Genomic DNA, 20,613 nt, shown 5'->3' with positions numbered 1-20,613 from the left:
CGCGGGAATTTTGACTCAGCCTTTCCGGGGTGAGGGCGCCGCTTCGGAGTCTGGCGGGGGCGCGGGTTGGTGATTCGGCTGGGGTGTCGCTCCGGGGTCTGGCTGGGGTGTCGGTCCGGGGTCTGGCTGGGGTGCGGGTTCGGAGTCGGGCCGGGGTGGGGTTTCGGTGCGGAGCGGGATCTCGCGGATGAGCCAGGCGATCGCGAAGGAGATCGCCGCGAGGGCCGCGGCGCCGATGAGGAGGGCGTGCAGGCCGCTGGTGACGGCCTCGCGGACGGCGTCGGCCACGGGGGCGGGCAGGCGGGGCAGCGAGCCGGGTGTCAGCTCGCCGCTCCGCTCCAGTTGTCCGGCCTGGCCGGGGCCGAGGTGGGCGGTCAGGTGGGTGCGCATCCGGGCCGCGTACAGGGTGCCGAGCACGGCGATGCCCAGGGATCCGCCGACCGTGCGCAGCAGGGTGACGGTGCCGCTGGCGGCGCCCATGTCGCGCGGGTCGGCGCCGTTGATCGTGATGAGCGTGGTGCTCTGCATCACCAGGCCGATCCCCGTCCCGATGACGAGGGTGAGCGCCGAGGCGGCCGGTGCGGGGGTGGAGGCGTCGAGCAGGAGCAGGGCCAGTGCACCTGCGGTCATGAGCGCGCCGCCGAGGATCGGATAGCGGCGGTAGCGGCCGTCGCGGCTGATGAGCCGGCCGGTGACCAGTTGCGCGGCGAGCATGCCGAACATCAGCGGCAGCAGCAGCATGCCGGCCGCCGCGGGCGAGGCGCCCTGGACGAACTGCATGTACTGGGGCAGGTAGTTGGTCACGCTGACCATGGCTGCGCCGACGAGGAAGCTGAGCACCTGGGCCAGGGTGAAGCCGCGGTCGGCGAACAGCCGGGGCGGGATGACCGGTTCGGCGGCCCGGCGTTCGACGGCGACGAATCCGGCCAGCGCGAGCGCGGAGAGCGCGCCCAGGCCGAGGACCTGGGGTGAGGTCCAGGCGTACGCGGTGCCCGCCCAGCCGGCCAGCAGGGTCAGGGCCACGATGGCGGTGGTGAGCAGGGCCGCGCCGCCGTAGTCGATGCGGGGCTTGACGCGTTCGGCGGGCGGGAGGTGGATCCGGGTGGAGATGATCAGCAGCGCCACGGCGCCGACGGGCAGGTTGACGTAGAAGGTCCAGCGCCAGCTCAGGTAGTCGGTGAGCAGGCCGCCGAGGAGCGGCCCGCCGACGTACGCGATCGGCATGATGACGCCGATCATCGACTGCAGCCGGCCGCTCTCACGCGGCGGTACGAGCACGCCGATGATGGCCAGCGCCCCGACCATGAGCCCGCCCGCGCCGAGCCCCTGCACGGCGCGGAAGGCGATGAGCTGGCCCATGTCCTGCGACAGCCCGGCCAGTCCCGACCCGGCCAGGAAGAGCGCGATCGCGCTGATGAAGGTCGCCTTGCGGCCGAACAGGTCGCCGACCTTGCCCCAGATCGGGGTGGTGGCCGCGGCGGCGAGCAGGTAGGCGGTCACGACCCAAGGGAGGCGGTCCAGGCCGCCGAGGTCGCCCGCGATCGTGGGCAGCGCGGTGCCCACGATCAGGCCGTCCAGCATGGCCAGGAACATGCCGAGCAGCAGGCCGAACACGCCGACGTAGAGGGATCGGGTCATGGCGCGTCACGCCGCGTACGGCCGGACGGCCTTGGCCTCGCGCAGGGCCTGCGCCCACCAGGCGAGCCGGTCCAGCATCACCTTGGCGGCGGGCTCGACGGCCGGGTCGACCGTCCTGCCCTCGCCGTCGAACTGCTCCCAGACGCGCTGGAAGCCGACCCCGTCGCGGATGGTGACCGCGTGCAGCTCGGCCAGGACCAGGCGCAGCTGTTCGACCGCGCGCAAACCGGCGGAGAAGGCGCCGTAGGAGACGAAGGCGACCGGCTTGGCGTGCCACTCGGGGCCGTGCCAGTCGATGGCGTTCTTCAGCGCGGCCGGGAAGCTGTGGTTGTACTCCGGCGTGACGATCACGAAGGCGTCGGCCGCCGCCATCCGCGGTGACACCGCGGCCAGCAGGTCTCTGGCCTCCTGGGAGGCCGGGGGCTCGCCGAGGACCGGGAAGACGGTCGGCAGCGGCGTCTCGACCAGGTCGATGAGGTCGGCTTCCATGTCGCCGCGCTGGTCGAGCAGGCCGACGATCCAGTTGCTCACGACCGTGCCGAGGCGGCCGTCGCGGGTGCTGCCGAGGATGACCGCGACCTTGAGCGGGCTGTCGTTCATGGGGGACTCCGTTTGTGTACGTCGTATCCAGCGAGATACAACGTACACACGAGAATGTACGTTGTCCACTTCGGATACGCTGTATCGGACACGGAAGGGGAGCCACATGGCCGTTGAGAAAGACAAACCGCGCGAACCGCTCTGGGCGCGCCTGGAACGTCCGGCCCCCGCCCCGCGGCAGACCCTCTCGCCGCAGCGCATCGCCACGGCCGCGGTGGGGATCGCCGACGCCGAGGGTCTGGACGCGGTCACCATGCGCCGCCTGGCCACCGAGCTGGGCGTCGCGCCCATGGCGCCCTACCGGTACGTGTCAGGCAAGGACGAGCTGCTGGAGCTGATGGTCGACCACGTCTACGAGGAGCTGCGGCTGCCCGAGGGACTCGGCTGGCGGGAGACGATGCGCGCCCTGGGGCACGGCACGCGCGAGATGATGCTGCGGCACCCGTGGCTGGCTCAGCTGTCCCCGCAGGCCATGCTCGCGCTCACCCCGCGCCGCATGGCCGTCACCGAGCGCTCCCTCTCGGCCCTGGCCGGATCGGGGCTCGACCCCGACACGACGATGAGCGTGTTCCGCGCCGTGGACGCCTACGCCAACGGCGCCATGGCGTACGAGATCGCCGTGCAGAGCTTCATGGACCAGCAGGGCTGGGCCGACGGGGGCGAGCTGCGCAGTGAGCTCGCCCCGCAGATGACCTGGCACATCCAGACCGGGCGTTACCCCACCTTCGAGGGCTATCTGATGACGGCCACCCGCAAGGACGACGTGCTCTGGCGGTTCGAGACCGGCCTCGAGTACGTCCTCGACGGCATCGCCGCCAAGCTGGGGATCTGAGGAACGGCTACCGGTAGCGGGCGCGGCCCTCGCCCGGCACCACTTCCCCGAGCACCCAGGCGTCCAGCCCGCGTGCCCCCAGCACCCTGACGGCCTCGTCCGCCGAGTCGGCGGCCACGATGGCCGCCATCCCGACCCCGAGGTTGAACGTGCGGTCCATGTCCTTCTGGGCGATCTGCCCGTGCCCGGCGAGCACCCCGAAGACGGCGGGCGGCGTCCAGGAGGCCCGGTCCAGCACGGCGTCGAGATGGCCCGGCAGCGACCGTGACAGGTTGCCCTCGATGCCGCCGCCGGTGATGTGCGCGTAGGCGTGCACGTCGACGGTCCGGGCCAGCTCCAGGCAGTCGAGGGAGTAGATCCGGGTCGGCTCCAGCAGCTCCTCGCCCAGCGGCCGCCCCAGCTCGGGCAGGACGGCGTCGAGCGACAGGGAGGCCTCGCGGAGCACGTGGCGTACCAGGGAGTAGCCGTTGGAGTGGATCCCGGAGGAGGCCAGCCCCAGCACCACGTCACCCGCCACGACCCGGGAGGACCCCAGCATGGCGGAGGCCTCGACGACGCCCGTCCCGGCGCCCGCCAGGTCGTACTCGTCCGGCCCCATGGCCCCGGGGTGCTCGGCCGTCTCGCCGCCCACCAGCGCGGCCCCGGCCAGGCGGCAGCCCTCGGCCACGCCGCCGACGATCTCGGCGACGCGCTCGGGCACCACCTTCCCGCAGGCGATGTAGTCGGTCATGAACAGCGGCTCGGCCCCGCACACCACCAGGTCGTCGAGGACCATGCCGACCAGGTCGATGCCGATGGTGTCGTGCTTGCCGTACCGCTGGGCGATCATGACCTTGGTGCCCACGCCGTCGGTGGAGGTGGCGAGCAGCGGCCGCTCGTAACGCAGGAGGGCCGAGGCGTCGAACAGCCCGGCGAACCCGCTGGCGTCGTCGACCACCTCGGGCCGCCGCGAGCGGGCCACCTTGCTCTTCATCAGGTCGACGGCACGCTCGCCCGCCGCGATGTCGACGCCCGCGGCCTCATAACTGCTCACGCTTTGCTCTCCAACACGAACTTGCCCACGTTGTCCTGGTCGATGGGGATCGGGTAGGAGCCGTCGAAGCAGGCCCTGCACAGGCGGTCGGCGGGGATGGTGGTGGCCTTGGTCAGGCCCTCCAGGGAGATGTAGCCGAGCGAGTCGGCGCCGAGCGAGGCGCGGATCTCCTCGACCGACAGCGACCCGGCGATCAGCTCGGCCCTGGTGGCGAAGTCGATGCCGTAGAAGCACGGCCAGGCCACGGGCGGCGAGGAGATGCGTACGTGCACCTCCTTGGCCCCGGCCTCGCGCAGCATCTTGACGATGGCCCGCTGGGTGTTGCCGCGCACGATCGAGTCGTCCACGACCACCAGCCGCTTGCCCGCGACCACCTCGCGCAGCGGGTTGAGCTTCAGCCGGATGCCGAGCTGGCGGATGGTCTGCGAGGGCTGGATGAACGTGCGGCCCACGTAGGAGTTCTTGACCAGGCCCTGCCCGTAGGGGATCCCGCTCTCCTCGGCGTAGCCGACGGCCGCCGGGGTGCCGGACTCGGGCGTGGGGATGACCAGGTCGGCCTCCACGGGGTGCTCGCGGGCCAGCACGCGGCCCACCTCGACCCTGGTGACCTGGACGCCGCGCCCGGCGATGGTGGTGTCGGGGCGGGCGAGATAGACGTACTCGAAAAGGCAGCCCTTGGGCTCGGCCAGCGCGAAGCGGCGCGACCTGACGCCGCTCTCGTCGATGGTCAGCAGCTCGCCCGGCTCGATCTCGCGGACGAACGTGGCGCCCACGATGTCGAGCGCGGCCGTCTCGGAGGCCACCACCCAGCCGCGCTCCAGCCGGCCCAGGACCAGCGGGCGGATGCCCTGCGGGTCGCGGGCCGCGTAGAGCGTCTTCTCGTCCATGAACACCAGCGAGTAGGCGCCCTTGACCTGCGGGAGCAGCTCCGCCGCCGAGTCCTCGATGGAACGCGTGCGGTCCTGCGCGAGCAGCGTGGTCAGGACTTCGGTGTCGGTCGTCGCGCGGGTGGAGCCCGGAGCCAGGCGCTGGGCCAGCTCCGGGGTGTTGATCAGGTTGCCGTTGTGGGCGAGCGCGAGGCCGCCGACGTCGGTGGAGCTCAGAGTGGGCTGCGCGTTCTCCCACACGCTCGATCCGGTGGTGGAGTAGCGGCAGTGGCCGATGGCCAGGTGGCCGCGCAGGGTGCTGAGCACCGACTCGTCGAAGACCTGGGCGACCAGGCCCATGTCCTTGTAGACGAGGATGCGGCTGCCCTCGCTGACCGCGATGCCCGCGGACTCCTGCCCGCGGTGCTGCAACGCGTACAGCCCGTAGTAGGTGAGTTTGGAAACTTCCTCGCCTGGAGCCCAGACGCCGAAGACGCCACAGGCGTCTTTAGGCGCGCGGTCATCGAGGTCCAGGTCATGGCCGAGCCGGCCGTCGCCCTTCAGCACATGCCTCAGTTTAGGTCGGCCGCTTCTGTGCTCGCACACTCGGGGGCGATATCAGGCGACGTGGCTGGATCTGCCCGCATTTGAACCGTCCCGGATGATCTCTCCGGTGAGGTTTCGGTTCGCCGCGGATCCGAGGAAGAGGATCAGCGCGGCCAGGTCGTCCGCGGTGGACAGCCTGCGGGTGGGCGTGCGGGCAGCGATGGCGTCCAGCGCCTCCTGCGACACCGGGCGCTCCCGCTCGGTCAACGTGAGCCCGGCGACGGCCACGTTCACCAGGATGCCGTCCTTGCCGGCGTCCCAGGCCAGCGCGCGGGCCATGCCGTGCAGGGCCATCTTGGCGGTGCCGTACGCGCCCGGCCCCGGCAGCCCCTCCTCGCCCGCGCCCGACGAGACGAACACGATCCGCCCGAACCCCCTGTGCCGCATCCCCGGCAGCACGGCCTGCACGAGCAGGGCGTTGGCCACCACGTTGGCGTGCATGACCGCCGACCACTCGGCCGCGGGCACGCCCTCGAAAGGCACGCTGTTGGGCATGATGGTGCCCCAGCGGACGGCGTTGGCGACGAGGGCGTCCACCTCGCCCGCCTGGGCGACCGCGGGCGCGATGGTCGCGTGGTCCTCCAGGTCCAGGTGTACGGCCGCGGCCTGGCCGCCCTCCTCCTCGATCCGCTTGACGACCCCGGCCGCCCGGTCCGCGCCCGTGTTGTAGGTGATCGTGACGCGCGCCCCGGCCTTGGCGTACGCGAGCGCGGTGGCGGCGCCGATGCCCGACGAGCCACCTGTGATCAGTACGTGCATGGAGACGATCCCTTCAAGTTAGCCGACTAATTAGCCAGCTAACTGGAGAAGCCGCCCTGGTGGCAAGGGGATTTCGCCGGGAGCGAAACGACTAATGGGTGATGGCGCGTACGAGCCGGGCCAGCAGGGTGCGCTCCTCGGCGTCGAAGCCGCACAGCAGCTCCTCGTCCAGCCGGTTCCAGATGGCTTCCACCGGCTGCTGCAGCGCCTTGCCCGCGTCCGTGAGGTAGACGCGGGTCACCCGCGCCCGGCCGGGGTCGGGCGCGCGGCGGACGAGCCCGGCGCGCTCCAGACGCTGGAGGGTCTTCGTGACAGTGGGCGGCTCGACGCCGAGCCTGGTGATGAGCTCGCCCTGGCAGAGGCCGTCCTGCCGCCACAGTTGGTTGAGCAGCAACTCCTGCCCGGCGTGCAGCCCGAGCGGGCCCAGCTCGGCGGCCAACTGGTTGCGGTGCGCCTTCATGACCTTGATCAGCGCGTACGTCAGGGTCTCCTCCAGCATGCACCCATCTTGCCCGCCGCCTGCGGTTTTGGCGCATGGTGACCCAAGTATCGGAAGCCTTTTACCGTGTCGCGTGGTTTAGCCGACCCCCTCCGCGAAAGGGTGAAGTGTCCGGCAATTGAGCCGTCGGGGAGACGTATGACCACACCTGAGGACCCGAACGAGCCCCGCCCGGGCCAGGGCCCGCGCGAAGGCCGTCCGGAAGAGGAAGAGCCCGGCCGGCACGCGCCTGAGTGGTGGCGCGACGGCGAGCCGGAGGAGGAGCGGCGGGAGCCCGCTCAGGAGGGCGAGGAGCCGATCGCTCCCGTGCCGCCCGTGGTGCCCCCGCCCGACGTGCCGCCCACGCACGAGCCCAGGCCGGGTGGTGAGCCGACCCATCCCGACCTGCCCACCTCACCCGAGACCCCGCCGCCCACGGGAGGCGACGCCGAGGCGACCCAGGTCCTGCCGCCGGCGGAGGGGGACGCCGAGGCGACCCAGGCGTACCAGATCCCCGGGGCCACCCCGACCTACCCGGGCTGGGGGGCCGCCCAGGGGGAGCCGCCGGCCAGGCCGGCGCCGTCCCGCTACGAACAGGATGACCAGCGGCCCTACCCGCCCCCGCCGCCGGACCAGGGGCCGCCCGGCGGCGGCACCCCGGGCGGGTATGCCGCCCCGCCACCGGGACAGGAGCCGACCGTCCCCGGCACGACGCCGTCCAGCCCGTACGGCGGCCCGCCCGGCTACGGTCCGCCGCCCTACGGCGTCCCCTACCAGCAGGCCCAGCCCGGCAGCGGCCTGGCCACGGCGTCGCTGGTGCTGGGCGTGGCCAGCCCCTTTCTGGTCTTCGTCTGCTTCACGGGCCTGATCACCGCCATCCTGTCGATCGTCTTCGGCTGCGTGGCGCTCGCCAAGCGCGCCGGCAAGGGCCGCGCGATCGCCGGCATCGTGATCAGCGGGCTCTCGCTGGTGCTCTTCGCGATCGTGGCGATCTGGTTCTGGCACGTGGTGCAGGAGTGCGCGCACCTGCCCAGCCCGCTCGTGGACAAGTGCGTCCAGGACAAGTTTCCCTGGATGGGCGGCACCCGCGGCTAGGAAGGCTGGAGCGGCAGATGCTCTGACAGGTCCGCCCGCGACCCGCTGGCGGACACCAGGTTCTTCGCCATCGCCTCCGCCCAGGTGAGTCGGCCCAGGGCCAGCTCCATCCAGGTGCGGCCGTCCATCTCGACCACGTTCGGCGGCGTGCCCCGGGTGTGGCGGGGGCCCTCGACGGCCTGGACGGCGGCGTACGGCGGCACGCGTACCTCCACGGTCCTGCCGGGCGCGGCGGTCGCCAGCCGGTCGAGCAGGTAGCGCACCGCCTGCCTGGCCGCGGCGCGCTCGGGCTCGAGCCCCCGGTCGTAGGCGGCCAGCACGGCGGCCACGAGCGCGTCGGGCAACGACGACGCGGGACCGTCGTAGGCGGGCTCGTCGAGGGCGACGAGCTGGGCGTCGAGCGCCGCTCTCAGCTTCTCTTGATCCAGTTTGCGTGGTGGCACCTCACCATTGTCTCCCTGGCAGCGTTCATCGAGACGGAGGTCATCGTTCACCTCCGGTTTTGACAGCAGCCGTAGCCTCCCCGCCGTACAACCGCGCACAAATATGGAGGATCTGTGGCGAACCGGAACGCGGGCGGGCGGCTGCTGCCGCTGATTTCCACCCCGCACAAGGGCGGTCGCTCCGCGATGACGTGTCAGTTCCGCTGCGGGAACGCGTGCGCGCATGACGTGGCGAACACCAGTGGCAACGCTTATTTCGGCGATGTGGTCAAGGAGGCGCTGTCGCGCCGCGGCGTGCTGCGCGCCGGCGCGCTCGGCGCCCTCGTGGCGGGCGCGGGGATCGCGGGGGCCGTGCCGGCCATGGCCGACGACCCCGAGGCGCAGGCCGCTGAGCTCGCCCGGGGCGGGAATTCCGGCGACCTCCGGTTCACCCCGGTCGCGCCGAACAAGGACGACAAGCTGACCATCCCCGATGGCTACCGCTCGTCCGTGGTCGTGCGCTGGGGCGACCCCGTGCTGCCCGACGCCCCCGCTTTCGACTTCGACAACCAGAGCGCCGACGCGCAGGCCAAGCAGTTCGGCTACAACTGCGACTACGTCACGCTCCTGCCGATGGGCCGCGACCGCGCCCTGCTGTGGGTGAACCACGAGTACACCAACGAGGCCCTGATGTTCCGCGGTTACACCGGCGGCGCCGCCGCGACCGAGGAGCAGATCAAGATCGCGCTGGCCGCGCACGGCGGCTCGGTCGTGGAGGTCGAGCGGGCCGGCGCGGGCGAGTGGAAGCTGGTCACCAAGGGCCGCCGCCGCTACAACCGTCGCATCACCGCCCAGACCAAGATGAAGTTCTCCGGCCCCGCGGCCGGCAGCGACCTGCTCAAGACGGCCGCCGATCCCGCGGGCCGCACCCCCGTCGGCATGCTGAACAACTGCTCGGGCGGCACCACCCCCTGGGGCACCGTGCTGACCGCCGAGGAGAACTTCGACCAGTACTTCGTCAACGGCGACAAGGTGCCCGAGGCGCAGAAGCCGTACATCACCCGCTACACCATCACCACCGGCACCCCGTCGGGCAACCGCCGGTTCGACCGGGTGGAGGAGCGCTTCGACCTGGCCAAGCACCCGCAGGAGGCCAACCGGTTCGGCTGGATCGTGGAGATCGACCCGTTCGACCCCGACTCCACGCCGATCAAGCGGACCGCGCTCGGGCGCTTCAAGCACGAGGCCGCCAACACCACGCTGGCCCGCGACGGCCGCCTGGTCGTGTACATGGGCGACGACTCGCGCTCCGAGTACATCTACAAGTTCGTCTCCAAGAACCGCTACATCCCCGGCTTCGACCGGCACAACCGGACGCTGCTGGACGAGGGCACCCTGTACGTGGCCAAGTTCACCGGCGACAGCCCCGCCTCCGAGATCGACGGGAGCGGCAAGCTGCCCTCCGACGGCGAGTTCGACGGCTCGGGCGAGTGGATCCCGCTGGTCTCGGGCGACAAGTCGTACGTGGACGGCATGACCGCCGTCGAGGTCCTGGTCTACACCCGCCTGGCCGCCGACAAGGTGGGCGCGACCAAGATGGACCGCCCGGAGGACATGGAGCGCAACCCGGTCACCGGCGCCGTGTACGTGGCGCTCACCAACAACACCAACCGCACCGCGGCCCAGGTGGACGAGGCCAACCCGCGCCCCTCGAACAAGCACGGCCACGTCCTGGAGATCGTCGAGCGGCGCGACGACGCGGGCGAGAAGACGTTCGCGTGGTCGCTCCCGCTGGTCTGCGGCGACCCGAACGACCCCAACACCTACTTCGCCGGCTACGACAAGACCAAGGTCTCGCCGATCTCGTGCCCGGACAACGTGGCGTTCGACCGTGACGGCAACCTGTGGATCTCCACGGACGGCAACCAGCTCGGCAGCAACGACGGCATGTTCGTGATGCCCGTGCGCGGCAAGGAGCGCGGCCACCTGCGCCAGTTCCTCACCGTCCCGTTCGGCGCGGAGACCTGCGGCCCGCTGGTGACCGCCGACCAGCGCAGCGTCTTCGTCGCGGTGCAGCACCCCGGCGAGACCGACGGCGCGAACCCCGACAACCCCAGCAGCCACTGGCCCGACGGCGACCAGCCCCGTCCGTCGGTCGCGGTGGTCTGGCACGGCCAGGGCAAGAAGATCGGCGCTTGACCTCAAGTTAACTTGAGGCAATACCGTTCCATGCCATGAGCATGGAGATGACCGCCTGGCACCAGCTGTATTCGATGAACAACCAGAAGGAGCGTCGCCCTGTCTCCAGGGCGACGCTCCGGCGTATCGGCGGGTTCGCGCGCCCGCACCGGCGGAAGTTGACGCTGTTCCTGGTGCTCAGCGTGGTGATGGCGGGCTTGGCGGTGGGGTCCCCGCTGCTCGCGGGCCGGGTGGTGGACGCCATCTTCAACAGCGAGCCGCTCGACGTGGTCGTGGTGGTGGCGCTCGCGATCGCGGGCCTGGCCCTCGCGGAGGCGGGGCTCGGGCTGCTCAACCGGTGGTTGTCGGCGGGCCTGGGCGAGGACCTGATCCTCGACCTGCGCACGGCCGTCTTCGACCACGTGCAGAAGATGCCCGTCGCGTTCTTCATGAGGACGCGCACCGGCGCGCTGGTCAGCCGCCTGAACAACGACGTGATCGGGGCGCAGCGGGCGTTCACCGACACCCTGTCCGGCGTGGCGGGCAACGTCGTGACGCTCGTGCTGACGCTCATCGCCATGATCGGCATCTCCTGGCAGATCACGCTGCTCGCGCTCCTGCTGCTCCCGGTCTTCGTGCTGCCCGCCCGGCGGATGGGCTCCCGGATCGCCAGGCTGCGGCGCGAGGCGGCCGACCACAACGCGGCCATGGGCACGCAGATGACCGAGCGCTTCTCGGCGCCCGGCGCGACGCTGGTCAAGTTGTTCGGCCGGCCCGCGCACGAATCGGCCGAGTTCGCCCACCGAGCCAGGCGGGTGCGCGACATCGGCGTGCGCTCCGCCATGACCCAGTCGGCCTTCGTCACCGCGCTGACGCTGGTCTCGGCCCTGGCCCTGGCGCTCGTGTACGGCCTCGGCGGCTTCTACGCCCTGCGCGACCAGCTCGCGCCCGGCGCGCTCGTGTCGATGGCCATGCTGCTCACCCGCCTGTACGCGCCCCTGACCGCGCTCGCCAGCGCCCGCGTGGACGTCATGAGCGCGGTCGTCAGCTTCGAGCGCGTCTTCGAGGTGCTCGACCTCGAACCGCTCATCAAGGAGAAGCCCGACGCCCGCGAGGTCCCGGAGGGCCCGGTCTCCGTCGAGTTCGACGACGTCCGCTTCGCCTACCCCTCGGCCGACAAGGTCTCGCTCGCCTCGCTGGAGGAGGTCGCCACGCTCGACTCGCGCGGCGGCGTCGAGGTGCTGCACGGCGTCTCGTTCCGGGCCGAGCCGGGCCAGATGGTGGCGCTGGTCGGCTCGTCCGGCGCGGGCAAGTCCACGATCGCCCAGCTCCTGCCCAGGCTGTACGACGTCGACTCCGGCGCCGTACGGCTCGGCGGCGTGGATGTGCGCGACCTGACCGCCGACTCGCTCCGCGACACGCTCGGCATGGTCACCCAGGACGGCCACCTCTTCCACGACACGATCAGGGCGAACCTGCTGCTGGCCAGGCCCGAGGCGAGCGAGGACGACATCTGGGACGCCCTCACCAGGGCCAGGCTGGCCACCCTGATCGAGTCGCTGCCCGACGGGCTCGACACGGTCGTGGGGGAGCGCGGCTACCGCCTGTCGGGCGGCGAGCGCCAGCGGCTGACGATCGCCCGGCTGCTGCTGGCCAGGCCCCGGGTGGTCATCCTGGACGAGGCCACGGCGGCGCTCGACTCCACCTCCGAGGCGGCCGTGCAGGCGGCGCTCGGGGAGGCGCTCGAAGGCAGGACCGCCGTGGTGATCGCCCACCGGCTCTCCACGATCCGCGCCGCCGACCTCATCCTCGTGATCGAGGACGGGCTCGTGGTCGAGCGGGGCACGCACGCCGACCTGCTCGCCGCCGGGGGCCGCTACGAGGAGCTCTACCGCACTCAGTTCGACGAGCCGACGGTCGCCATGGTCTGAGGCTCGTCGCGCCGGGTCTCGCGGCGGTCCCGCAGCGAGTAGAGGGCGACCGGGATCGCCGCCAGCACCACGACGGCCGCGATGACCAGCGTGAACTGGTACGCGTCCAGGAAGGCGAGCAGCGGAGCCCGGTCGCTGCCGCTCTGCCTGGCGCTCAGGATCGCCCCCAGCACGGTGATGCCGAGCAGCCCGAACACCTCGCGTGACACGTTCAGGACGCCCGAGGCCACGCCCGACCTGCCCTGGGGCATGCCGCCGAGGATCGCCGCCGTCAGGGGCACGAGCATGCCGCCGCCCAGCCCGTACAGCAGGAACCAGGGGGCCACGTCGGCGTAGTCGGCGTCGGCGCCCACGCCGGAGAGCAGGTAGATCGCCGTGCCCATGAGCGCCATCCCCAGCGCCACCGTGGGACCGATGCCGATACGCGCGCTGATCCGCTGCGACAGGATCGCGATCACGGCCATGACCAGGGCCATCGGCACGAACGACGCGCCCGCCTGGGTGGGGGAGAAGCCGAGCACGTTCTGCAGCCACAGGGCGCTGAAGAAGTAGATCCCGAACACGCCGAACGACCAGATGCCGCTGGTGAGCAGCCCGCCGCTGAACACCCTGGACCTGAAGAGCGAGATCGCGATCATCGGCTCGGAGGCCCGCGCCTCGACCAGCACGAACGCCACGGCCGCCGCCGCGAACACGCCGAACGCGGCCAGGATCTCCGGCGAGGTCCACCCCACGCTCTCACCCTCGATGAGCGCATATGTCAGGGCGAACAAGGCGAGGGCGGAGGTGGCCAGCCCGGGCAGGTCGATCCGGTGCCGCACGCGGGTGAACGCGGGCCTGACCGCCCACATCCCCAGGCCGAACGTCACCACGCCGATCGGCACGTTGATCAGGTAGATCCAGCCCCAGTGCAGGTTCTGGCTGATGAAGCCGCCCGTGATCGGCCCGAGCGCCATGGAGAGCGCCCCCGCGGCGCTCCAGATGCCCACGGCCCTGCCGCGCTCGCCGGGGTCGGGGAAGATCTGGCTGATCAGCGTGAGCGCGGTGGGTGTGAGCAGCGCCGCCCCCACCCCCTGCACGGCCCGCGCGGCGATCAGCGCCGCGCCGGACGTGGCCAGCCCGGCCGCCAGCGAGGCCAGCGTGAAGACGGCCAGCCCGCCGAGGAACACCCTGCGGGCCCCGAACACGTCCGCCAGCCGGCCGCCGACCAGCATCAGCCCGGCGAAGACCAGGATGTACGAGCTCACGATCCATTCGAGACCCGAGATCGTCAGCCCGAGCTCCCGCTGGATCGTCGGCAACGCGACATTGCCGACGTTGTTGTCCAAGTAAGTCATGAATGTGCCCAAGGTCACCGCGACCAACGCCCACCACCGCACGGACATCTCCTCCTATACGCCGTACTTGTACGTCGTATAGTTGAACTTGTACGGCGTATAGTTGTCAACCGTGATGGGAAAACTGACCGCCCAGGCGATCGCGGAGCGGGCGCTGGAGATCGGTGACGCCGAAGGGCTCGACACCGTGACGATCCGGCGCCTGGCCACGGACCTGGGCGTGACCCCGATGGCTCTCTACTGGCACTACAAGAACAAGGACCAGCTGCTCGTCGGCATGGCCGACCACCTGATCGGCGGCTTCGCGCCCAAGCAGGCCGACGAACGCCCGTGGCAGGAGCAGTTCCGCGACCTGATCGAGGGGCTGATCAGGACGCTGCGCGCGCATCCCTGCGCCAAGAGCGTGATCGAGCAGATCGACCCCGTCGAGGTGCCGAACTTCCTGGCCGTCTGGGACCAGGCGCTCGGCCTGGCCCGCAGCGCCGGGTTCGGCGTCGACGAGAGCTGCCTGATCAGCAAATATCTGCTGCAGAGCGCCATCGCCATCGCCGACGCCCCCGTGCACGTCAAGACCGTCAACCCGGATGCGCTCAGGACCAAGCTGGCAGGCCTGCGGTCGCTGCCCGAGGAGACGTACCCGCACCTGGTCGAGATGGCCTCACCGCTGGTCAGGGGGACGGAGCCGGGGTTGTACGACACGTTCGGCGTCGATCTGGTGCTCAGCGGCATAGAGGCGCTCGCGCCCAAAGGTTAGAGTCTCGATCATGCCCTTTGAGCTGATCTGCGAGATCGAACCTCCCACCAAGCCCGATCTGAAGCACGTCAGGCACCAGATCGGCACCATGAGCAAGATCGCCCACTCGTTCCTCATCCCCGACAACCACATCGGGCGCGCGACGGTGTCGAGCGTGGCGGTGGCGCACGAGGTCGAGGCCATGGGCGGGCGCGGCATCGCCTGCCTCAACTCGCGCGACCGCAACCTGCTGGGCTTCCGCCGCGACCTGCTCACGGCGGCGGCCTACGGGGTGGACCAGTTCCTGTTCGTCTACGGCGACAAGCCCACGAGCGGCAACCGGACCAGCGACCTCACCGTGCGCTCGATGATCGAGGAGGCCCGGGAGTTCTCGCCGGGCATGCGGCTGGGCGCGGCGGCCTCGATGCGCTCGCTGCCCGCGTGGAAGCGCGCGGCCGACTTCCTGTTCCTTCAGGTCGGCTTCTCGCTGGAGGCGCAGCTGCGCTGGCGCGAGACCCACCCGGTGGACGTGCCGGTCTACGCGGGCGTCATGGTCCTGGCCAGCGAGCGCCACGCCAGGATGCTGGCCGCCGCCATCCCCGACATCCACCTGCCGGAGGACCTGATCGCGAAGGTGGCCGCGGACCGCATGGCCGGCGTGGAGGCGGCCTGCGAGCAGGTGCTCGCCCTGCGCGACTCGGGCGCCTTCGACGGCGTCCACCTCATCCCGGTCTCCCGCTACCGCGACGTGGAGTCCAGGCTCGCCACCGCCCTCTGAGGACGCGCCAGGGCCGCGAGCAGCGCACCCGTGAGGGCCACGGCGAAGAGCGCGGCGTACGCGCGCTGGAAGCCGTCCATGAGCTGTCCCACCGCCACCGGCGACAGCCTGGACAGGGTGCCCGCGTACACCTGGGCCCGCAGCCCGGGCCCCACGGAGGCGGTCAGGACGCTGAGCGACAGGCCGACGCTGATCACGATGCCGACGTTCATGATCATGACGCGGAACCCGTTGACCACGCCCAGGCTGCCGGTCGGCAGCGCCCGCATGACCTGGGTGGTGTTGCCGGTCAGGAACGTTCCGCTGCCGCAGCCGGCCACGAACAGGCCGATCCCGATCACCCAGTACGGCGTGGCGGGATCGGCGGTCAGCATCAGCGTCCCGAGCCCGAGAGCGCTGAGCACCGCCCCGCCGATGGACAGCGCGTACGGCGACACCCGCCGTCCCAGCAGGCCCACGATCGGCGAGGCCAGCCCGATCCCGACGGGCACCGGCAGCACGCTCAGCCCCGCCGTGAACGCGTCCACCCCCCTGGCCGCCTGGAAGTACAGCGCCACCACCAGGATCAGCGCCGAGCGGGCCAGGGCGTTGCAGAACGAGGCCAGATTCGCATAGGCCAGCAGCCGCCCGCCGAAGAGCCGCAGGTCCAGCACCGGGTTCGAGGAGCGCCGCTCGGCCAACGCGATCAGCGGCAGCAGCACCAGGAAGACCGCCGCGCCCGTCAGCACCACGGGGCTGGTCAGCCCGGCCGAGCCCGTCTCCGACAGCGCCAGCAGCACCGCCGTCAGCGCCGCGAACACCAGCACGTTGCCCAGCGCGTCCACGGGCTCCTTCGGCCGCCTGGGCATCCTGCGCAGGATCACCGCCCCCACGGTCAGCGCGGCCAGCCCGGCGGGCACGTTCACCCAGAAGATCCACTGCCAGCCCGCGGTCTCCGCGATCAGCCCGCCCAGCGTGGGCCCGGCCAGCTGCGCCACCGACAGCGTGCCGATGTAGACGCCCATGCCCTGGCTCAGCCGGTCCGGCGGGAACGCGTCCGTGATGATCACCGTGCCGTTCGCCAGGATCATCGCCGCCCCGATCGCCTGCAGCACGCGCATCGCGATCAGGAACCACACGCTCGGCGACAGCCCGGCCAGCAGCGAGGCCACCGTGAAGATAGCGAACCCCGTCAGGTAGACCTCCCGCCTGCCCAGCAGGTCCGCCACCCGGCCGAAGAAGACCAGGCTCGCGGTGTTCACCAGCAGGAACGCCAGGAGGATCCACCCCGACTCCAGGGCGTTGGCGTGGAAGTGCCGCACGACCGTCGGGAGGGCGACGTTGAGCGTGCTGCCGGCGATGCCGATGAGGACCAGCCCCAGGCTGGTGACCGCGCAGACCTGCCAGGCGTAGCGTAAGCGGCTGGCGTCGTGAGGAATGACCGCGACCATGCCCTCCACTATGACGTACGGCGTACGTACCGGATCTGGCGGGCGGGATCTAGCGGGCCCTCTTGCGCAGGCCGTCGAGGTCGTGGATGACCACGCGCCGCCGCCCGGTCTCGATGAGCCCCCGGTCGCGCAGCGTGCGCAGCGCCTTGCTGACCGCCTCGCGGGAGGCGCCCGTCCAGCCGGCCAGCTCGTCCTGCGACAGGGGCAGCGCCACGCGTACCCCGCTGTTGGTCTTCTCGCCGTAGCGGTCGGCGAGCTCCAGCAGGCGCGTGGCGACCCGGCCCGTGGTGTCGAACGCGCCGTACTCGATGCGCTTCCTGTCCGCGTCCCGCAGCCTGCCGGTGACGAGCTGCATGAGCAGCACGGCGATGCGCCCGTGGGACTCCAGGAACGACGAGAAGTCCCGCACCACGATGCCCGCGATCGGCTCCAGCGCGGTCACCGTGGCCGAGCGGGGCGATCCGTCGATGGCCGACATCTCCCCGAGCAGCGCGCCGGGACCGCGCACGGCCAGCACCACCTCGGTGCCGGCGCTCGTGTGCGACGAGCACTTGACCCGGCCCTCCGTCAGCACGAGAACCCAGTCGGACGTGTCGCCCTCGTTGATCACGGTCGTGCCGCGATCCCAGCGTCGCGGGCGACCGGCCGCGCGCAGGGCCGCGACCTCCTCCTCGGTGAGCATGGACAGAAACTCGCCGGACTCTGGCTCCATGCGCCCGATTATGGCGGTACGGGAGTCACCCTTCTATTGCAAATCAGTCAGAACATACGCATTGACGAGCTCTTCCTTGCCCTTGAGGTTGAGCGGGCCCAGAGGGTTCACCGACGCGCCACGTCCCAGTTGCCGGAGCGTCGTCTCGCCGATGACGACCGTGCCCGGCTCGGCGATGCCCTCGAGCCTGGCGGCCACATTCACGCAGTCGCCCATCGCGTTGAAGCCGCGCAGCTCCGGGCTGCCGATGTTGCCGACCAGCGCGGGACCGGTGTTGACGCCCACCCTGAACGTCGGCCACGGGACGTCGTCCACCCGCTTCCACGCCATCTCCTCGGCCACCTCGGCGGCGGCCCGCTGCATCTCCAGCGCGGCCTTGCAGGCGGCCCGCGCGTGGCCCGCCTGGGCTGCGGGAGCGTTGAACAGGGCCAGCAGCGCGTCGCCGACGAACTGCACGATCGTGCCGCCGTTGTTGAGGATGCAGGGGACGGCGGCCGTGTGGTAGCGGTTGAGCATCTCGACGATCTCGCCCGGCGTGACCTTCTCGGAGAACGTCGTGAAGCCCTTGAGGTCGGCGAAGAGCGCGGTCAGCTCCTTCAGCTCGCCGCCCAGCGCGGCCTGCGCCGGGTCGGCCAGCAGGGCGTTGGCCACGTCGGGCGACATGTACTGCCGGAAGAGCGTGTCGAGCTCCTGGTAGAGGCGGGCGTTCTCCAGCGAGATCGACAGCTGCCCGGCCAGCGTGGCGGCCAGCGCCTCGTCCTGCTGGGTGCGCCCGATGGGCACCTCCAGCACGCCCGCCAGGTGGCCCTTGACCGTCAGGGGGAAGGCCAGCAGGTTGTCACGCCTGATGGGCTCGTTGTCGGCGAACTCGTACTCGCGCGAGCCGATCTCCGTCTTGCCCTCCGCGACCAGGCCGATCTTCACGTCGCCGTACGCCTGCCGCACCCGGTCCAGGGCCGTGGCCAGGAGCTGGTCCTCGGGCAGGCCCACCCGGGTCTGGGCGCTCACGGCCACCATGGCGGACAGCCGCCCGGACAGCTCGCGCTCGTTGGCCAGCGCCTCGCCCGCCCGGTCGAGCACCGCGACCTGGCTCTCGTTCAGCCGGAACTTGCCCGACAGCCGGGCCGCGGCCAGCGGCTCGCCCCGCCGTACGTGCTCGACCAGCTCCTCAAGGGCCTTGTCGTAGTCCTGCTGGATGCGCCGCACGGTCGCCGCCAGCGTCACCGAGTCGAACAGGCCCGCGCTCGACCCCTCCCGCCTGAACTGCAGGTAGGCGCTGTAGGCCACGAAGACGAAGGCCAGCGTGAGCAGCAGGTGCCACTCCCACCAGGACAGATGCCAGTTGAGCTGCGACATCCCGGCGACCATGGCCTCGGCCAGCAGCGCGTACGCCGTGATCAGGCTGATCAGCATGGCCGACGGGCGCTTGCGGTGCAGCAGGAACATCATCACGCTCGCCGCGCCGTACAGCAGGACGCCGGGGATCGACGCCCAGGCCAGCCAGTCGACCGGGGACGCCATCGGCGGCTCGCTGAGCCGCGTCAGCCCCGGGACCAGCGACGTGACGCCCCAGATGAGCATGAAGCCGAACAGCACCCCGCGGATGAAGTGCTGGGCGTCCAGGACCTTCCTGGCCGCCGCGTCGCCCAGCGGCAGCGCCGAGGCGAACGCGAACGCCGCCGCGACGGAGAGCCCCACCTGCTGGCCCACGTCGAAGCCCAGCGAGCCGATCGGCAGGATGATGTCCGGCGTGGCCAGGCCGTGCATGAAGAAGAAGCCGGCGCTGCTCAGGAAGACCATGGACACGAGGAACAGCCGGGCGTCCTGGCGGCGCCGCGACGCCTCGCTGATCATCACTCCGAGGACCACGTTGATCCCGGCCACCGTGATGATCATCCAGAAGTGGCTGAGGTTGTGGTGCCACATGATGTTGACCTGGGGCTGGGCCAGCAGAAGCCAGAGCCCCAGCAGCGGCAGTACCAGGTGGATCCCCCAGACCACGCCGCGTACGGGCTGGGTGGCCGGAGGCAGGTAGGGGGTTGACACAGACCCGATTATCCCCCGGAGATCGACGCGGCCAATGCGTCGTTTTACTCACCGCTGTCTCCAAATCCCGTCAATCTGGTCAGTAACCCTCCGTTTCGTGATGGATACGTTATGTAGTTTCTGCCATCTCTTGGAACGATTGAAACGTGAATCTCATGGACAACATGAGCATCACTTGTTCGGAAGGACAGCCGTGGCTAACAAGTTTCGCGGTGGGCGCACGCTCACCCTCGCCGCCGTGGGGGCGCTGGCCGCCTCGCTCCTCACCGTCGGTGGCGTCGCCACCGCATCGTCGGCCGCCGGCGAGGTGCACGCCTGCGTGCACAAGAAGACGCGGTACGCCCGCATCGTCAACCCCGCCACGAAGTGCCGGAAGACGGAGGAGCGGATCCTGATCGGCGGCCCCTCCCAGACGACCATCCAGCAGGGCCAGCAGGGGGCGCAGGGCGCGAAGGGCGAGACCGGCCCGGCCGGCCCTCAGGGGCCCAAGGGCGAGATGGGCCCGAAGGGCCCGCAGGGCCTCAAGGGCGTGGACGGCCCGCAGGGTCCGAAGGGCGCGGACGGCAAGGACGGCCTCCCCGGCAAGAACGGTCAGGACGGTAAGGACGGCCTGCCTGGTAAGGATGGCCAGGACGGCAAGACAGGCCTGCCCGGCAAGAACGGCGAGGACGGCAAGAACGGCCTCCCCGGCAAGGACGGTAAGGACGGCCTCCCCGGCAAGCAGGGCGAGCAGGGTGAGCAGGGCCCGCGCGGCCCCCAGGGTCCCCAGGGGCCGCAGGGCCCGAAGGGTGACTCCGGCGACGGCGCGAGCTACACCTCCTACACCAGGACCGCGTCCCTGAACTCGACCGGCTCCGCGACGGCCACCTGCGACAAGGGCGGCATGATGACCGGCGGCGGGTTCTCGTTCGAGGCCCTCAAGAACGCCATCGTCATGAGCAGCGCGCCCAGCGGCGGCACCGGCTGGACGGTCAGCGTGGCCAAGGACGACAACGGCAACAACACCTACTCGTCCACCGCCACCGACCAGAAGACGACCACCACCACCAACCACGGCACCAACGTCAGCGGCACCGTCTACGTCGTCTGCCTGGGCCAGAAAAAGGCCTGACACGCGAAGAAGGGCCGGTACGGGCACC

At 70.9% G+C, this 20,613-nt stretch carries 18 protein-coding genes; 7 read left to right on the top strand and 11 right to left on the bottom strand.

What is annotated here, in order from left to right:
* Positions 1–15 precede the first annotated feature (15 nt).
* Complete coding sequence (locus ACWEPL_RS21315) at positions 16–1,638, bottom strand: DHA2 family efflux MFS transporter permease subunit (RefSeq protein ID WP_452437206.1); 1,623 nt, start codon at positions 1,636–1,638, stop codon at positions 16–18.
* A gap of 6 nt (positions 1,639–1,644) precedes the next feature.
* Positions 1,645–2,238 (bottom strand): NADPH-dependent FMN reductase, encoded by a 594-nt coding sequence (locus ACWEPL_RS21310; RefSeq protein ID WP_363983966.1) that lies wholly within the window; start codon positions 2,236–2,238, stop codon positions 1,645–1,647.
* A 106-nt stretch (positions 2,239–2,344) separates the two neighbouring features.
* Here ACWEPL_RS21310 and ACWEPL_RS21305 point away from each other — a divergent pair, with 106 nt between their 5' ends.
* Positions 2,345–3,070, top strand: a complete 726-nt coding sequence (locus ACWEPL_RS21305; RefSeq protein WP_363983968.1) for a TetR/AcrR family transcriptional regulator C-terminal domain-containing protein — start codon at positions 2,345–2,347, stop codon at positions 3,068–3,070.
* 7 nt (positions 3,071–3,077) lie between these two features.
* On the opposite strand, the gene purM is transcribed toward ACWEPL_RS21305, so the two are convergent.
* The 4 genes from purM to ACWEPL_RS21285 form a co-directional block, all read right to left on the bottom strand.
* On the bottom strand, positions 3,078–4,103 hold the full coding sequence (purM, locus tag ACWEPL_RS21300; protein WP_449908266.1) for a phosphoribosylformylglycinamidine cyclo-ligase: 1,026 nt from the start codon (positions 4,101–4,103) through the stop codon (positions 3,078–3,080).
* Positions 4,100–5,536, bottom strand: coding sequence for an amidophosphoribosyltransferase (purF, locus tag ACWEPL_RS21295; RefSeq protein WP_452437205.1), 1,437 nt, complete (start codon positions 5,534–5,536; stop codon positions 4,100–4,102). The genes purM and purF overlap by 4 nt, the downstream gene beginning before the upstream one ends.
* A gap of 51 nt (positions 5,537–5,587) precedes the next feature.
* Positions 5,588–6,334 carry an SDR family NAD(P)-dependent oxidoreductase gene (locus ACWEPL_RS21290; protein ID WP_363983973.1) on the bottom strand — a complete coding sequence of 249 codons (747 nt, stop codon included), beginning with the start codon at positions 6,332–6,334 and terminating at the stop codon, positions 5,588–5,590.
* 91 nt (positions 6,335–6,425) lie between these two features.
* Positions 6,426–6,833 carry a MarR family winged helix-turn-helix transcriptional regulator gene (locus ACWEPL_RS21285; RefSeq protein WP_452437203.1) on the bottom strand — a complete coding sequence of 136 codons (408 nt, stop codon included), beginning with the start codon at positions 6,831–6,833 and terminating at the stop codon, positions 6,426–6,428.
* A 138-nt stretch (positions 6,834–6,971) separates the two neighbouring features.
* On the opposite strand from ACWEPL_RS21285, the gene ACWEPL_RS21280 reads away from it, so the two are divergent.
* On the top strand, positions 6,972–7,907 hold the full coding sequence (locus ACWEPL_RS21280; protein ID WP_452437202.1) for a DUF4190 domain-containing protein: 936 nt from the start codon (positions 6,972–6,974) through the stop codon (positions 7,905–7,907).
* On the opposite strand, the gene ACWEPL_RS21275 is transcribed toward ACWEPL_RS21280, so the two are convergent.
* Positions 7,904–8,350 carry a sterol carrier family protein gene (locus tag ACWEPL_RS21275; protein ID WP_350737399.1) on the bottom strand — a complete coding sequence of 149 codons (447 nt, stop codon included), beginning with the start codon at positions 8,348–8,350 and terminating at the stop codon, positions 7,904–7,906. The genes ACWEPL_RS21280 and ACWEPL_RS21275 overlap by 4 nt on opposite strands.
* A gap of 114 nt (positions 8,351–8,464) precedes the next feature.
* Between ACWEPL_RS21275 and ACWEPL_RS21270 the strand changes: the two genes are divergently transcribed.
* Both ACWEPL_RS21270 and ACWEPL_RS21265 read left to right on the top strand, forming a co-directional pair.
* Positions 8,465–10,528, top strand: coding sequence for a PhoX family protein (locus tag ACWEPL_RS21270; protein ID WP_363983977.1), 2,064 nt, complete (start codon positions 8,465–8,467; stop codon positions 10,526–10,528).
* A gap of 35 nt (positions 10,529–10,563) precedes the next feature.
* Entirely contained in the window at positions 10,564–12,438 is a 1,875-nt protein-coding gene (locus ACWEPL_RS21265; protein WP_363983979.1) for an ABC transporter ATP-binding protein, read from the top strand.
* On the opposite strand, the gene ACWEPL_RS21260 is transcribed toward ACWEPL_RS21265, so the two are convergent.
* Entirely contained in the window at positions 12,405–13,823 is a 1,419-nt protein-coding gene (locus tag ACWEPL_RS21260; RefSeq protein ID WP_452437201.1) for a DHA2 family efflux MFS transporter permease subunit, read from the bottom strand. The two genes, ACWEPL_RS21265 and ACWEPL_RS21260, sit on opposite strands and share 34 nt — an antisense overlap.
* 67 nt (positions 13,824–13,890) lie before the next feature.
* Between ACWEPL_RS21260 and ACWEPL_RS21255 the strand changes: the two genes are divergently transcribed.
* Positions 13,891–14,529: a TetR/AcrR family transcriptional regulator gene (locus ACWEPL_RS21255; RefSeq protein ID WP_350737639.1), complete on the top strand. Its 639-nt coding sequence runs from the start codon at positions 13,891–13,893 to the stop codon at positions 14,527–14,529.
* A gap of 10 nt (positions 14,530–14,539) precedes the next feature.
* Positions 14,540–15,286, top strand: coding sequence for a methylenetetrahydrofolate reductase (locus tag ACWEPL_RS21250; protein ID WP_363983983.1), 747 nt, complete (start codon positions 14,540–14,542; stop codon positions 15,284–15,286).
* Here the strand turns inward: ACWEPL_RS21250 and ACWEPL_RS21245 are convergent.
* From ACWEPL_RS21245 to ACWEPL_RS21235, 3 genes are read right to left on the bottom strand one after another with little or no spacing between them, the layout of a single operon-like run.
* Positions 15,247–16,716 carry an MFS transporter gene (locus ACWEPL_RS21245; RefSeq protein WP_355207748.1) on the bottom strand — a complete coding sequence of 490 codons (1,470 nt, stop codon included), beginning with the start codon at positions 16,714–16,716 and terminating at the stop codon, positions 15,247–15,249. The two genes, ACWEPL_RS21250 and ACWEPL_RS21245, sit on opposite strands and share 40 nt — an antisense overlap.
* 49 nt (positions 16,717–16,765) lie before the next feature.
* The gene (locus ACWEPL_RS21240) at positions 16,766–17,428 is read right to left on the bottom strand and encodes a Crp/Fnr family transcriptional regulator (protein WP_363983987.1); all 663 of its coding nucleotides are present in this window, start codon (positions 17,426–17,428) and stop codon (positions 16,766–16,768) included.
* 33 nt (positions 17,429–17,461) lie between these two features.
* The gene (locus ACWEPL_RS21235; RefSeq protein WP_452437200.1) at positions 17,462–19,474 is read right to left on the bottom strand and encodes an adenylate/guanylate cyclase domain-containing protein; all 2,013 of its coding nucleotides are present in this window, start codon (positions 19,472–19,474) and stop codon (positions 17,462–17,464) included.
* Between the two features lie 193 nt (positions 19,475–19,667).
* On the opposite strand from ACWEPL_RS21235, the gene ACWEPL_RS21230 reads away from it, so the two are divergent.
* Positions 19,668–20,585: a hypothetical protein gene (locus ACWEPL_RS21230; RefSeq protein WP_452437199.1), complete on the top strand. Its 918-nt coding sequence runs from the start codon at positions 19,668–19,670 to the stop codon at positions 20,583–20,585.
* Positions 20,586–20,613 lie beyond the last annotated feature (28 nt).

It is taken from the genome of Nonomuraea sp. NPDC004186 (assembly GCF_053603495.1).
This window is presented reverse-complemented; position numbering and strand designations above follow the sequence as displayed.